Below are 13,190 nucleotides of genomic sequence, written 5' to 3' on the forward strand. Positions count from 1 at the left end.
GCGCCTTCCAGCGGCGGCGCGCGGAACTCGCCCGGCTCGCTGCATCCCGGCGACGCGCACAGCCGCCCCGGCGCTTCCACCCGGCCATGGAAACGCGCATTCGGACGGTCTTTCTTCGGATGGCCCTCAGCCACGCTTACTCCCTCGAACAATCGGCCTATATAGGCGGCATGAACGACCTCGCCACCGCCCCGCTCGCCGAAATCATCGCCGCCCGCCTCACCGCGGCGCTCGCCCCGTCGCAGCTCGAGGTGATCAACGACAGCCACCAGCATCGCGGCCATCTGGGCGACGACGGCACCGGCGAATCGCACTGGACAGTGGTGGTCGAAAGCGCCGCCTTTGCGGGCAAGAACCGCGTCGCCCGCCAGCGCCTGATCAACACCGCGCTCGCCGACCTGCTCGTCCACCGCATCCATGCGCTGGCGATGAAGACCCGCGCGCCCGGCGAATGAGGAAGCCGCGCCCCGCCGCGCGCATCCTGCTGCTCGACGCCGAGGACCGCGTGCTGATGTTCCGCTTCACGCCCGGCGACCGCCCGCCCTTCTGGTGCACCCCCGGCGGCGCGCTCGATCCCGGCGAGACCTACGAAGCCGCTGCGCGCCGCGAACTGCTCGAGGAAACCGGCATCGATACGGATCCCGGCCCGCAGGTCGCTCGCCGCCATGTCGAGTTCGTCACCATCGAAGGCGAACCGGTCAGCGCCGACGAACGCTATTTCCGCGTGACCGTCGATGCGCAGGACATCGACACCAGCCGCCACACCCCGCTGGAACAGCGTGTGATGCAGGAGTGGCGCTGGTTCACCCGCGCCGAACTGGCATCGCACGACGAACCCTGGTTCCCCGAAGACCTGATCGCGTTGCTGGACCAGCCCTGAAACACAGGCTTTCCGAAGTTGGGCTGTTGCGGGGCAGCGCGAGCCTCTATCTCCGTCGTCGACAAATTCGAGGTAGCGCCGCATGACCGACGATCTCTTCATCCAGACCATCGAACCCACCACCCACGATCTGGGCGGCTTCAAGGTGCACCGCACCCTGCCCTCGCGCCCGCGCACCATGGTCGGACCGTTCGTGTTCTTCGATCAGATGGGCCCGGCGCATCTCGAGGTCGGCAACGGCATCGACGTGCGCCCGCATCCGCATATCAACCTCGCCACCGTCACCTATCTCTATGCCGGCGCGATCGACCATCGCGATTCGCTCGGCACCTTCGCGACGATCGAGCCCGGCGCGGTCAATCTGATGACCGCGGGCCGCGGCATCGTCCATTCGGAGCGCTCGCCTGCCAGCGAACGCGACAAGGGACCCGACCTTTCGGGCATCCAGACCTGGCTCGCGCTTCCCGAACGCTATGAGGAAATCGCGCCCGCGTTCGAGCACGTTCCCGCCGCGCGCCTGCCGATCGTCCAGTCCGGCGGTGCCACGGCACGCGTCATCATGGGGAACCTGTGGGGCGAATCCGCGCCGACCACCGTCTATGCTGGCACCATCTATGCCGACATCCTGCTCGAACCCGGCGCGAGCATCCCGATCGACGCCGGCGCGGACGAACGCGCGCTCTATGTCGCCATGGGTGAAGCCAGCGTCGACGGCATGAAGCTCGAACCCACCACCCTCTACGTTCTGCGCCCCGGCATCGCGGCGACCTTGCGCTCCGAAAACGGCGGCCGCGTCGTCCTGTGCGGCGGCGAGGACTTCAAGACGCCGCGCCATGTCTGGTGGAACTTCGTTTCGTCCAGCCGCGACCGGATCAACCAGGCCAAGGCCGACTGGAAGGCCGGCAATTTCCCCAAGGTTCCCGGCGACGACAAGGAATTCATCCCCATCCCCGAAGTCCCGCTGACGGTGAGCTATCCCTAGGACCAAGCTGAGCGTCTGCCGCCGCAAGGCACGCTATGCGAACGACGCCGAGGCCGCGGAAGCGATCCACACCTCGGGCCTCGTGCTGCGCCCCTATCGCTGCGACCGCTGCTTCGCCTTCCACCTGACCAGCCGGACTAAGGGCAAGCGCGCGCTCTAGAGCAGATAGACGACCAGATAGCGCGCCACGAGCAGCGCCATCACGATCCGGCTCGCCACCGCGCCGCGGACGAACATCCCCGCGATCATCAGCGCGACCAGCACCAAAGTCAGCCCCATCGACAGCGGATGCAGCAGCAGGGGCGCCAGCTTGGGCTGACTGGCATAAAAGGCCAACTGGCACAGCAGCAGCACGAACATCGCGCCCAGCACGATCCGGCGCATGCGGAAGAAATGCGCGTCGAAATCCGGCGTCTCCTCCGGCTCGCGCGGGAAGACGAGCCGCGCGGCAAGGTAATAGGCCCCGGCGAAACAGGTGATCGCCATCAGCGACAGGCCCGAGATGCTCACCAGATCGCGCGTCACCCAGGCCGCGGTCCAGAAGCTCAGCAGGTCGAGGAGCACGAACACGCCCAGCAGCGGCACCAGCCACCCGATCCGCACCGCCGTATCCGGCTTGAGCCGAGCCTCGATCGCCCGCGCAAACCCGCCGAGCACCTCGGCGATCGACAGGCCGAGCAGCAGCCCGAACAGCGTGAAGATGAATTCGAACTGGCTCATGCTGGCTCCCTGATCCGCGGCCCTCGATTCCATATCGGTCCCGGCAAGTCGAGCGGATGTCTTTCTCCCTCTCCCCTTTGGGGGAGAGGGAAGGGGCCCGCCGCGAAGCGGTGGGAAGGGTGAGGGTCAGAGATGGACACACCGCACAGACCCTCACCCTTCCGCCGACTGCGTCGGCTCCCTCCCTCTCCCCCGGAGGGGAGAGGGATTTGCGCCGTCCACCACTTCCATTCCCTCCAACACGCCCTAACATCAGTTGCATCAAACAACCCGAATCCAATCTCGGGGACCAAGGGAGACGGACCGTGCCGGACTTCGAACTTCAGCGCATCGCCCTGCCCACCGGCGTCGAGCTCGACGTCGCCATTGCCGGCGATCCGGCCAATCCGCCGCTGATCTTCCTCCACGGCTTCCCCGAATCGCACCGCACCTGGCGCCACCAGATCGCCGAGTTCGAGCGCGACCATTATGTCGTGGTGCCGGACCAGCGCGGCTTTTCCGGCTCGTCCAAGCCCGAAGGGGTCGAGGCCTATGCGCCCGACAAGACCGTCGGCGACCTGATCGCGCTGGCCGACCATCTCGGCATCGGCCCGTTCACCCTGATCGGCCATGACTGGGGCGGCGCGATCTCGTGGATGGCGGCGCTGCAGAACCCCGGCCGCATCGCCCGGTTGATCATCGTCAACGCGCCGCATCCGCTGATCTTCCAGCGTACCCTGTTCGACGATCCGGCACAGCGCGCGGCCAGCCAGTACATCACCGCCTTCCGCAATCCCGGCTTCGATCAGTTCATTGCCGCGCTCACCATCCCCGGCTTTTTCGGCAAGACCTTCAGCCAGCATGCCGATCCGGCGCTGCTCGCGCCCGAACGCGACACCTATATCGCGCAATGGTCGCAACCCGGCGCGATGACCGCGATGCTCAACTGGTACCGCGCCAGCACGCTGATCGTCCCCGCCCCCGGCGAGACTCCCGAGCGCCCGGCATGGCTCGACGGCCCCTTCCCGCCCGTGACCCAGCCGACGCTGGTGATCTGGGGCGAAGGCGACACCGCCCTGCTCCCCAGCCAGCTCGACGGCCTCGAAGCCTATGTGCCCGACCTGACCGTCATACGCGTCGACGCCGGCCATTTCGTGCCCTGGGAGAACCCGCAGGCGGTCAATGCCGCGATGCGCGGATGGCTGGCCCCGCGCGGCGGCTAGATGATCACCCGCGCCTGCGCCTCCAGCACGATCCCTTCGCCCTCGGCCGCGGGCACCCGGTCGCCGGGGCGGACCCAGGCGGCATGGGCATGCGCGGTCGCCACCACCTGCCATTCCCCGTCACCCGGCCAGCTGCGTACCGACACCACCTGTTCGGCCAGCGCCCGATCCGGCTCCATCGCCACCCATGCGAGCGGGCGTTCGGCGGTGGCGGCAGCCCCTGCGGCCTTCATCGCCACCCGGATCCGCTCGGCAGACTCGTCAGGCAGATATTGCCACACCACCGAATGCATCAACACTCGCGTCACACCGGCCTCCTGCGGCTCCGCCAGCCGCGCTTCCAGCCAGTCTGCCGCATCGCCTTCGTCCAGCCGCACGCCATGCTCGCGCACCATCGCGATCGCATTGGTCAGCCGCGCCAGCCGCTCGGGCTTCTCGGCCCAGACATAGGCGGCCAGCCGCGCCTCGACCGCCGGATCGGTCACGTTGCGCGGCTGCACATCGCATCCGCGGGTCGAGACGATCTCCAGCGGCGGCAGCACCTGCGTCTCGCCGCGCCACTCGGGCACGATCGTCACCGGCGAGTCCGCGGGGCCCAGCGTCGCCCCGCCCAGATCGAAGCGATACCGCCCGATCAACAGGTTCAGTCCGCCGCTCGATCCGATCTCGAGGATTTCCAGCTTGCGCCCATGCCGCCGCGCGACTTCCAGCAGGCCCACGATCAGCGCGCCCGAACGGCCCGGCTCGTTGGTCTGGGGCGGTCCGTCGAGCCAGGGCAGCAACGCATCGTCGTTGCGCGCCATCGCCCGGTTCAGCGCCCCGGCCGTCACCTGACCGCCAAACACCGCCGCCAGTTCCGCGTCTGCGCCTGCCATCACCAGCGCGTGCAGCCCGCCGATCAGCCGCAGTGGCAGTGCATCGCGAGTCGGCTCGCCCGTCCAGTCGAGCACGCGCGCGCCGGTCCGGCTCTCGCGGGTCAGTCCCTCGGCGATGGCGACGCAGATATCGGCATAGATCGGCGCGTCCATGCGCCGGCAATAGAATTCCTGGATGCGGAAGGCGCCCCGGACATTCTCTTCACTGGCCATAAGAACTTCTCCGTCCGCCCGCGCATTGCGCCTGCATCCCCCCACAAGTAAAGCCCCGCTCACCATGCAAGAGCCGCTGATCATCGCCGTGCCCAAGGGACGCATTCTCGAAGAGTGCCTGCCCGTGCTGGCGCATGTCGGGATCGTCCCCGAACCGGCCTTTTCCGACGAGGGCAGCCGCGCGCTGCGGTTCCGGACGAACAGCCCGGCGATCGACCTGATCCGCGTCCGCGCGTTCGATGTCGCCACCTTCGTCGCCCATGGCGCAGCCCAGCTCGGCATCGTCGGATCGGACGTGCTGGCCGAGTTCGCCTATTCGGAGCTTTATGCCCCGGTCGATCTCAACATCGGCCATTGCCGCCTCTCGGTCGCCGAGCCTGCCGACATGGCGGAAAAGGACGATCCGCGCGGCTGGAGCCATGTCCGCATCGCGACCAAATATCCGCACGTGACCCAGGCGCATTTCGAGCGTCGCGGCGTGCAGGCCGAATGCATCAAGCTGAACGGCGCGATGGAGCTGGCCCCGGTGCTCGGCTTGGCGCCGCGCATCGTCGACCTCGTCTCTTCGGGCCGCACACTGAAGGAAAACGGCTTGGTCGAGGTCGAGGTGATCGCCGAGGTCACGTCGCGCCTGATCGTCAACCGCGCCGCCTTCAAGACCCGCGCCACCGAAGTCGTCCCGCTGGTCGATGCCTTCCGCAAGGCCGTGGCGTGATCCGTCTCGACGCCTCGTCCGCGGATTTCGCCGAGGCGTTCACCACCCTCGTCAACGCCCGCCGCGAAGCCGATGAGGATGTCGCCCGCGACGTCACCGCGATCATCCGCCGCGTCCGCGACGAAGGCGATGCAGCCGTCCGGGACTATACCCAACGCTTCGACCGCCACGCCCTCGACTGGCGGATCGACCGCGCCGACTGCCTCGCCGCATGGCAGGGCCTGTCGCCCGATCTGCGCGACGCGCTCGAACTCGCCGCCGAACGCATCGCCGCCTATCACATCAAGCAGGTCCCGCAGGATCGCGACGAGATCGACAGCGCCGGTATTCGGCTGGGCGCACGGTGGAAGCCGGTCGATGCCGCGGGCGTCTATGTCCCCGGCGGCCGCGCGGCCTATCCCAGCTCGGTGCTGATGAACGCCCTGCCCGCCAAGGCCGCGGGCGTCGGCCGCCTCGTGATGGTCACCCCCACGCCGGACGGCCATATCAACCCGCTGGTCCTCGCCGCCGCGCATCTCGCCGGGGTCGACGAGATCTGGCGCATCGGCGGCGCACAGGCCGTGGCCGCGCTGGCCTATGGCACCGAAAGCATCGCCCCGGTGGATGTCATTACCGGCCCCGGCAACGCCTGGGTCGCCGAGGCCAAGCGCCAGCTTTACGGCGTGGTCGGCATCGACATGGTCGCGGGTCCGTCGGAGATCGTGGTGGTGGCCGACGGCAAGAACGATCCCGAATGGATCGCCGCCGACCTGCTCAGCCAGGCCGAGCACGACCCCACCAGCCAGTCGATCCTGTTCACCGACGACGCCGGTTTCGCCGACAAGGTCGCCGAAGCGGTCGACCGCCAGATCGCCGAACTGACCACCGCCGCAACCGCCCGCGCCAGCTGGGACGCCAACGGCGCGATCATCGTCGTGCCGACCCTCACCGACGCGATCCCGCTGTGCGACCGCCTCGCCCCCGAGCATCTCGAACTCGCGTGCGACGATGCCGAGGCGCTGTTCGACCGGGTACGGCACGCGGGATCGGTGTTCATCGGCCGCCACACGCCCGAAGCCATCGGCGATTATGTCGCGGGCCCGAACCACGTCCTCCCCACCGGCCGCCGCGCGCGCTTCGCCTCCGGCCTGTCGGTGCTGGATTATATGAAGCGCACCAGCTTCCTGGCGCTCGACGAAGCCGGCCTCGCCGCCATCGGCCCCGCCGCGGTTGCGCTTGCGGGTGCAGAAGGGCTACCCGCCCACGCCCGGTCGGTTGCGATTCGGCTGAAATCCTAACCGTTCGCCTTTCTTGTGCCGGACGGGCTATAGACGAGATCGAAATGCCCAGTTCCTCTGCCAAATCCCGCTCCAAGGCGCGTTCCGCCGCGCGGCTCGCTGCCGTGCAGGCGCTCTATCAGCTCGAGATGGAGCGGACACCGCTCGCCCAGCTGCTCAACGAGTTTCACCAGCACCGCCTCGGCGCGACCATCGAAGAGGTCGAATATGTCGATGCGGACGCCAATTTCTTCGACGATATCGTCAAGGGCGTCGATGCGCGCCGCGACGAGATCGACCGGCTGATCGCGTCCAAGCTGGCCGACGACTGGAGCTTCGACCGGCTCGACAAGCCGATGCGCCAGATCCTGCGCGCCGGCGCCTATGAGTTGCTCGCCCGCAAGGACGTGCCGGTCGGCGCGGTGATCAACGAATATCTCGACGTCACCGACGCCTTTTACGACCGCCGCGAAAAGGGCTTCGCCAACGGCCTGCTCGACGCGATCGCCAAGGAAGTCCGCGCCTAGAGTCTTTTTCAGTTGGACGGTGCCAGCCCGCTCCCCCACCCGGCCTCCCACAGAATATGCTGGATGGGAGGCCGGGTGGGGGAGCGGGCTGGCGCCGATTCAGCTTAGCTGAAAACGACTCTAACTTCCGATCAGGAAGATCAGCGGCACGTCCATCCGCACGCGCCACGCGTCGTTGCTGTGATCCCCGCCGGGATAGACCCGGCTCTCCCAGGTCCTGCCGCGCACCCAGCCAAGGGCCGGCATCACCAGATTGAGTGCATCGGTGAACGGCGCGAAGCCCCAGTCGAGGGTCAGCGTGCCGCGATCCATGTACAGCCGGTTGATCTTCGGATCGGCCTTGCTGCGCATCAGCCAGGTGGCGAAGATATTGACCATCGTCGTCGCGCCCTCCGGCGTGCCGATCGGCGGCCCCACCGGGTTGCCGAGCGGCCAATAGGGCGAAAGCCCCGCCGCCTGCCCGAAGACCTTGGGATATTCGCCGAGCGCATAGAAGGCGATCATCCCGCCCAGCGACACGCCCAGGATCGACGTGTCCGCCGGTCCCGCAAGGGTGCGATATTCGCGGTCGATAAACGGCTTCAGCTCGGTGGCGAGGAAGGCGGCATAGGCATCGCCCATCGGCGCGCCGCCAGTGAACCGGTCGGCGGAAGCGCGATAATCGGGCGGCATCAGCTCGTAGAGCTTGGCCGGGAAATACTCCCGCGAGCGCAGTTCGGTTGCGGAAACCGCCACCACGATGGCCGCCCGCATCTTGCCCTCGCCCGACAGGCGGGAGATCGCACCGTCGATGTCCAGCCGCTGCGGCCCGAATGCCGATCCGCCATCCTGCACATAGAGCACCGGGAAGCGCTTTGCCGGTTCGCGGTCATAGCCGGAAGGCAGCCAGATCGTCACCGCGCGCGGCTGCACCCGTTCCGAGGCGAACGCCTCGATCCGCACCATCCGCCCCTCACCGGCATGCGCCACGCCGCTCATCCCGAGCAACAGCACCGCCAGCATCAGCAACCACCGCATCCGCGCCTCCCCGATTGTCGCACCCCTTCCTATCACCTAGTGCATCGCAGGTGAGCGACGAATTCGAATTCCACGCGCTGCTGACCGGCCTCGCGAGCGCACCCGGCGCACGCGGGTTGCTGGACGATGCGGCGCTGCTCGACGGGCTGGTGCTCACCACCGATACGATGGTCGAGGGCATTCATTATCTCGCCAGCGATCCGCCCGAGGCGATCGGGTGGAAGCTCGCCGCGGTGAACCTCTCCGATCTCGCGGCAAAGGGCGCGGCGCCCGCGGGCTGCCTGCTCAACCATGCCTTGTCCGGCGACGCGGCATGGGACGCGGCATTCCTGTCGGGCCTTGGCGAGGCGCTCGATCGCTACGCCATGCCCCTGCTCGGCGGCGATACCGTCGCGATGCCCAAGGGCGCGCCACGCAGCTACAGCCTCACCGCCATCGGCCGCGCCGGAGCCACCGTCCCGTCGCGCGCCGGGGCGCAGCCGGGCGACGGGCTGTGGGTCACCGGCACAATCGGCGGTGCAGGCGCAGGCCTCGCCATCGCCCGCGCGGGTAAAGGGGATGCCGCCCTGCTCGCACGCTATCGCCGCCCCGAACCACGCATGGCCGAGGGGCTCGCCCTCGCCCCGCAGGTCCATGCGATGATGGACATATCGGACGGCCTGCTGCTCGACGCGCAGCGCATGGCCCATGCCAGCGGCCTCGCGGTAACGATCGATCTGGCGCTGGTCCCCCTCGCCGCCGCCTATCCGGGCACACCGCTCGAAGCCGCGACGGCAGGCGACGATTACGAGCTGCTGTTCGCTGCGCCCGCCGGTTTCTTGCCGCCCCTGCCGGCCACGCAGGTGGGCAGTTTCGCGGCTGGGTCCAACCTGACGCTCATCGAAGGCGGTGCGCCAGTCGCCCTGCCCGCCGCGCTCGGATATTCCCACCGCGCCTAGGGCGCTTGCGCTCGCCTCCCTCACGCCTATACCTTCAAGGTCCACGGGGAAAATCCTGCCGTTCGAGCAGGCACCCGCCAGGAATAGGGGAAGGGTTTAACCACATGACAATCGTCTATGCGGCCATCGCGTGCGGCCTGATCGCCGTGCTCTATGGCATTCTGACCAGCATGCAGGTTCTGAAGGCACCGGCCGGCAACGAGAAGATGCAGGACATCGCCGCCGCCATTCAGGAAGGCGCGAAGGCCTATCTCGGCCGCCAGTACATGACCATCGCCATCGTCGGCGCCATCGTCGCCGTCGTGCTGTTCTTCACGCTCGGCACGGCCTCCACGGTCTGCTTCCTGATCGGCGCAGTCCTTTCGGGTGTCGCCGGGTTCGTCGGCATGCACATCTCGGTGCGCGCCAATGTCCGCACGGCGGAAGCGGCACGCAGCTCGCTGCAGGGCGGCCTGACGCTTGCGTTCCGTTCGGGCGCGATCACCGGCATGCTCGTCGCGGGTCTCGGCCTGCTCTCGCTCGCCGGCATCTTCTGGTACATGGTCGGCCCGATGGGCCTCGACCTTGCCGATGAGGAAGGCCGCAAGCAGATCATCGCCGCGCTTACCGCGCTTGCCTTCGGATCGTCGCTGATCTCGATCTTCGCGCGTCTCGGCGGCGGCATCTTCACCAAGGCCGCAGACGTCGGCGCCGATCTGGTCGGCAAGGTCGAAGCCGGAATTCCGGAAGATGACCCCCGCAACCCCGCCGTGATCGCCGATAACGTCGGCGACAATGTCGGCGACTGCGCGGGCATGGCCGCCGATCTGTTCGAAACCTATGTCGTCACGCTCGGCCTCACCATGGTCTCGATCGCGCTGCTGCTGAACGGCGTGGGCGGCGAGATGCTGATGAAGCTGATGTCGCTGCCGCTGCTGATCGGCGGCGTGTGCGTCATCACCTCGATCATCGGCACCTATATGGTCCGCCTCGGCGGCGGCCAGTCGATCATGGGTGCGCTGTACAAGGGCTTCTGGACCACCGTGATCCTGTCGATCCCGGCCATCTATTTCGCCACGCAATATGTGCTGGGCGATATGAACGCAGTGATTGGCGGCGTGGCCGGGGACGATGCGTTCCTTGCCGGCACCAGCGCGCTCACCGCCGAATATACCGGCATGAGCCTGTTCTACTGCATGCTGATCGGCCTGGCCGTCACCGGCCTGCTGGTGTGGATCACCGAATATTACACCGGCACCAACTATCGCCCGGTCAAGTCGATCGCCAAGGCTTCGGAAACGGGTCATGGCACCAACGTGATCCAGGGCCTGGCCATCAGCCTGGAATCGACCGCACTGCCGACGCTGGTGATCGTGGTTGCGGTGATCGCAACCTATCAGCTCGCCGGCATCATCGGCGTGGCATTCGCCGCCACTGCATTGCTGGCGCTCGCCGGCATGGTGGTCGCGCTCGACGCCTATGGTCCGGTGACCGACAATGCGGGCGGCATCGCCGAAATGGCGGGCCTGCCCGATGACGTCCGTCACCGCACCGACGCGCTCGACGCCGTGGGCAACACCACCAAGGCCGTGACCAAGGGCTATGCCATCGGTTCGGCCGCACTCGCCGCGCTGGTGCTGTTCGGCGCCTACACGACCGACCTTCAGCACTATTTCCCCGAGCTGAACGTCGACTTCCAGCTCTCCAACCCGTACATCATCGTCGGCCTGCTGCTCGGCGCGCTGCTGCCCTATCTGTTCGGCGCGTTCGGCATGACCGCGGTGGGCCGTGCGGCGGGTTCGGTCGTCGAGGACGTCCGTGCCCAGTTCAAGGAGAATCCGGGCATCATGGAAGGGACCAGCCGTCCCAACTATGCCCGCACGGTGGACATCGTCACCAAGGCGGCGATCAAGGAAATGATCGTGCCGTCGCTGCTGCCGGTCGTCAGCCCGATCGCGGTGTACTTCATCATCACCGCCGTCGCAGGGCAAGCCCAGGGCTTTGCCGCGCTCGGCGCGATGCTGCTCGGCGTGATCGTTTCCGGCCTGTTCGTCGCCATCTCGATGACCTCGGGCGGCGGCGCATGGGACAACGCCAAAAAGTATATCGAGGACGGCAACCATGGCGGCAAGGGTAGCGAAGCCCATAAGGCCGCGGTGACCGGCGACACGGTCGGCGATCCCTACAAGGATACGGCCGGCCCGGCGGTGAACCCGATGATCAAGATCACGAACATCGTGGCGCTCCTGCTACTCGCCGCACTGGCGGCATCGGGCGGCACCGTTCCGACGCTCTGATCGTAACGAATCGAACCTGACAGGCCCCGCCCGGATCCCGATCCGGGCGGGGCTTTCGTTTTCGGGGCTAGTTGATCGTCCGCTTCGTCAGGAACGGGAAGGCGCCGAACAGGTCGCCAATCGCACTCTGGATCAGATGCGTCGAGCTCGCCTGCCGCTCGATCGCCCAGGACAATGCCCATAAAGTCGATTGCAGCACGGCATCCGCGTTCACGCCGTTGCGATGCGAGATCAGCCGAACCTCGTCGCCCGGGATTTCCTTCGGCTGCACCCCGGCAAAATAGACCGATCGGCCAAGGAAGTTCGGGTGCGTCAGCTCGCACAGCATCTCATATTCGCTGGCGATCGGATCGCCCTTCGCCACTTTCGCGACCTTCTCGATCACCGTCAGGATGTTCTTCGACTTGTAGAGTGGATCGGTACCGGTCTGGCGCGAGGCATAGACCGTTTGCAGCAGGAACTTCTCCAGTTCCTCGCTCATGACCGTAACGGTCGCCATGTCGTGCGTCCGGGCATGGTCAAGGCTGGCGGCCATCGTGCGGGCGTCGTGGACGAATTGGACCGCAGATTCGAGCGCCGATCTGGCAAGGATCGCCGCAGGCACGATCGCGTCGGTTTCCACCAGTGCCAGCGCGGCATCGGCGATATCGACCATCCGCCACACCGACATCACCATATAGGCTTCCATGGTGGCCACGGTATCGCGCCAGTAGAGCGCGTTGACCTCCTTGGCGCCTCCACGCTTTGCACGGCACGCGTCCAGCTTCACCAGAAACGCCTCGGCGGTGGTGAAGCGCCAGTGATAGGTATCCGGCAGGCTGGCGGCGATCGCATTCAGCCCATCCACAGCGATGGCAATGCGGGCTACGCGTGCCGCTTTCGTATCGCCGATCGGCCGGCCGGCAGCCAGCGCCTCCGCGCATGCCTGCCGGATTGCCTGCGGCAGCCGGATCGTCCTGCTTCCGTCCTCCATCGGATGCGGCCTCCTAGCGCTTCGGCCCCACCACCATCTTCCCGACCATCTTCTCGCCGCCGTCATTGCCGAGCAGCTCGATGTCCACGCTCTCCTCGCTCTGGTTCGGGCGGCCGAAGTTGCGGATCAGGCGCACGCTGATCACCGACGCGCCGTTCGGGTCGATCCGGTCGCTCGAATAAACATCGGCGCGCACCGTGTAGGTACCCGCGGGCGCGCGGTGAATCATATATTCCTCCGGCCCGTATCCGCTGGTCATGTCGTTCGACAGTCGCCCGCCGATGGCGGAGCGCGCATTGCTGTAGATCACCCGCTCGCCGGTCGGCTCGTCGACCCACAGGTCGAGATCGGTCGCGTTGGTATCCCAATCGACCACCACGCGCAGATCGACGTCGAGCAGCCCGATCAGCCGCGGATCGAGATCGGCCTTGCCGCCCAGCGCCTCGAGCCGCGGGATCAGCGCGTTCGCTTCCATCAACGCGATCAGCTCGATCCCGTCCCACGCGCCGTTCCACGGCGTCAGCGCCACGTCGGCGAGCAGCGCGATGGCGCGTTCCAGATCGGCCCTGGCCGTTGCCGGACGCAGCGCCGCGCGGCGGGCCAGTGCCAGCGCCAG

14 protein-coding genes and 1 pseudogene are annotated in these 13,190 nt (G+C 67.2%); 9 read left to right on the forward strand and 6 right to left on the reverse strand.

The window, feature by feature from the left end:
* Window positions 1-80 (reverse strand): annotated as a pseudogene (locus tag P1X14_RS20085) (molecular chaperone DnaJ); the annotation flags it as partial.
* A 90-nt stretch (window positions 81-170) separates the two neighbouring features.
* On the opposite strand from P1X14_RS20085, the gene P1X14_RS20090 reads away from it, so the two are divergent.
* The 3 genes from P1X14_RS20090 to P1X14_RS20100 all read left to right on the forward strand — a co-directional run bounded on the left by P1X14_RS20090 (window position 171) and on the right by P1X14_RS20100 (window position 1,862).
* A complete protein-coding gene (locus P1X14_RS20090) occupies window positions 171-455 on the forward strand; it encodes a BolA family protein (protein WP_277317199.1) in 285 nt (94 codons plus the stop codon).
* On the forward strand, window positions 452-880 hold the full coding sequence (locus tag P1X14_RS20095; RefSeq protein ID WP_277317200.1) for an NUDIX domain-containing protein: 429 nt from the start codon (window positions 452-454) through the stop codon (window positions 878-880). The genes P1X14_RS20090 and P1X14_RS20095 overlap by 4 nt, the downstream gene beginning before the upstream one ends.
* Before the next feature lie 82 nt (window positions 881-962).
* The gene (locus tag P1X14_RS20100; RefSeq protein ID WP_277317201.1) at window positions 963-1,862 is read left to right on the forward strand and encodes a pirin family protein; all 900 of its coding nucleotides are present in this window, start codon (window positions 963-965) and stop codon (window positions 1,860-1,862) included.
* A gap of 156 nt (window positions 1,863-2,018) precedes the next feature.
* Here the strand turns inward: P1X14_RS20100 and P1X14_RS20105 are convergent, their stop codons facing one another.
* Window positions 2,019-2,582, reverse strand: a complete 564-nt coding sequence (locus tag P1X14_RS20105; RefSeq protein ID WP_277317202.1) for a hypothetical protein — start codon at window positions 2,580-2,582, stop codon at window positions 2,019-2,021.
* A 305-nt stretch (window positions 2,583-2,887) separates the two neighbouring features.
* On the opposite strand from P1X14_RS20105, the gene P1X14_RS20110 reads away from it, so the two are divergent.
* On the forward strand, window positions 2,888-3,784 hold the full coding sequence (locus P1X14_RS20110; RefSeq protein ID WP_277317203.1) for an alpha/beta hydrolase: 897 nt from the start codon (window positions 2,888-2,890) through the stop codon (window positions 3,782-3,784).
* Here the strand turns inward: P1X14_RS20110 and P1X14_RS20115 are convergent.
* The gene (locus P1X14_RS20115) at window positions 3,781-4,872 is read right to left on the reverse strand and encodes a DUF2332 domain-containing protein (protein WP_277317204.1); all 1,092 of its coding nucleotides are present in this window, start codon (window positions 4,870-4,872) and stop codon (window positions 3,781-3,783) included. The two genes, P1X14_RS20110 and P1X14_RS20115, sit on opposite strands and share 4 nt — an antisense overlap.
* A gap of 64 nt (window positions 4,873-4,936) precedes the next feature.
* On the opposite strand from P1X14_RS20115, the gene hisG reads away from it, so the two are divergent.
* The 3 genes from hisG to nusB are packed head-to-tail and all read left to right on the forward strand — an operon-like array spanning window position 4,937 to window position 7,370.
* Window positions 4,937-5,587 carry an ATP phosphoribosyltransferase gene (hisG, locus tag P1X14_RS20120; RefSeq protein WP_277317205.1) on the forward strand — a complete coding sequence of 217 codons (651 nt, stop codon included), beginning with the start codon at window positions 4,937-4,939 and terminating at the stop codon, window positions 5,585-5,587.
* Window positions 5,584-6,864, forward strand: coding sequence for a histidinol dehydrogenase (hisD, locus tag P1X14_RS20125; protein WP_277317206.1), 1,281 nt, complete (start codon window positions 5,584-5,586; stop codon window positions 6,862-6,864). The genes hisG and hisD overlap by 4 nt, the downstream gene beginning before the upstream one ends.
* 44 nt (window positions 6,865-6,908) lie before the next feature.
* Window positions 6,909-7,370, forward strand: a complete 462-nt coding sequence (gene nusB / locus P1X14_RS20130) for a transcription antitermination factor NusB (RefSeq protein ID WP_277317207.1) — start codon at window positions 6,909-6,911, stop codon at window positions 7,368-7,370.
* Between the two features lie 120 nt (window positions 7,371-7,490).
* Here the strand turns inward: nusB and P1X14_RS20135 are convergent, their stop codons facing one another.
* Window positions 7,491-8,387: an alpha/beta hydrolase-fold protein gene (locus P1X14_RS20135; protein WP_277317208.1), complete on the reverse strand. Its 897-nt coding sequence runs from the start codon at window positions 8,385-8,387 to the stop codon at window positions 7,491-7,493.
* A gap of 50 nt (window positions 8,388-8,437) precedes the next feature.
* Between P1X14_RS20135 and thiL the strand changes: the two genes are divergently transcribed.
* Together thiL and P1X14_RS20145 are read left to right on the forward strand one after the other, a co-directional pair.
* The gene (thiL, locus tag P1X14_RS20140) at window positions 8,438-9,325 is read left to right on the forward strand and encodes a thiamine-phosphate kinase (RefSeq protein ID WP_277317209.1); all 888 of its coding nucleotides are present in this window, start codon (window positions 8,438-8,440) and stop codon (window positions 9,323-9,325) included.
* A gap of 104 nt (window positions 9,326-9,429) precedes the next feature.
* On the forward strand, window positions 9,430-11,601 hold the full coding sequence (locus tag P1X14_RS20145) for a sodium-translocating pyrophosphatase (RefSeq protein WP_277317210.1): 2,172 nt from the start codon (window positions 9,430-9,432) through the stop codon (window positions 11,599-11,601).
* Window positions 11,602-11,668: 67 nt separating this feature from the next.
* Here the strand turns inward: P1X14_RS20145 and P1X14_RS20150 are convergent, their stop codons facing one another.
* Both P1X14_RS20150 and P1X14_RS20155 read right to left on the reverse strand, forming a co-directional pair.
* Window positions 11,669-12,574: a hypothetical protein gene (locus P1X14_RS20150; RefSeq protein WP_277317211.1), complete on the reverse strand. Its 906-nt coding sequence runs from the start codon at window positions 12,572-12,574 to the stop codon at window positions 11,669-11,671.
* A 13-nt stretch (window positions 12,575-12,587) separates the two neighbouring features.
* Window positions 12,588-13,190 (reverse strand): hypothetical protein (locus P1X14_RS20155; RefSeq protein ID WP_277317212.1); only part of this gene is annotated, 603 nt, incomplete at its 5' end.

This window comes from Sphingomonas sp. AOB5 (assembly GCF_029433115.1).
GTDB lineage: Bacteria > Pseudomonadota > Alphaproteobacteria > Sphingomonadales > Sphingomonadaceae > Sphingomonas.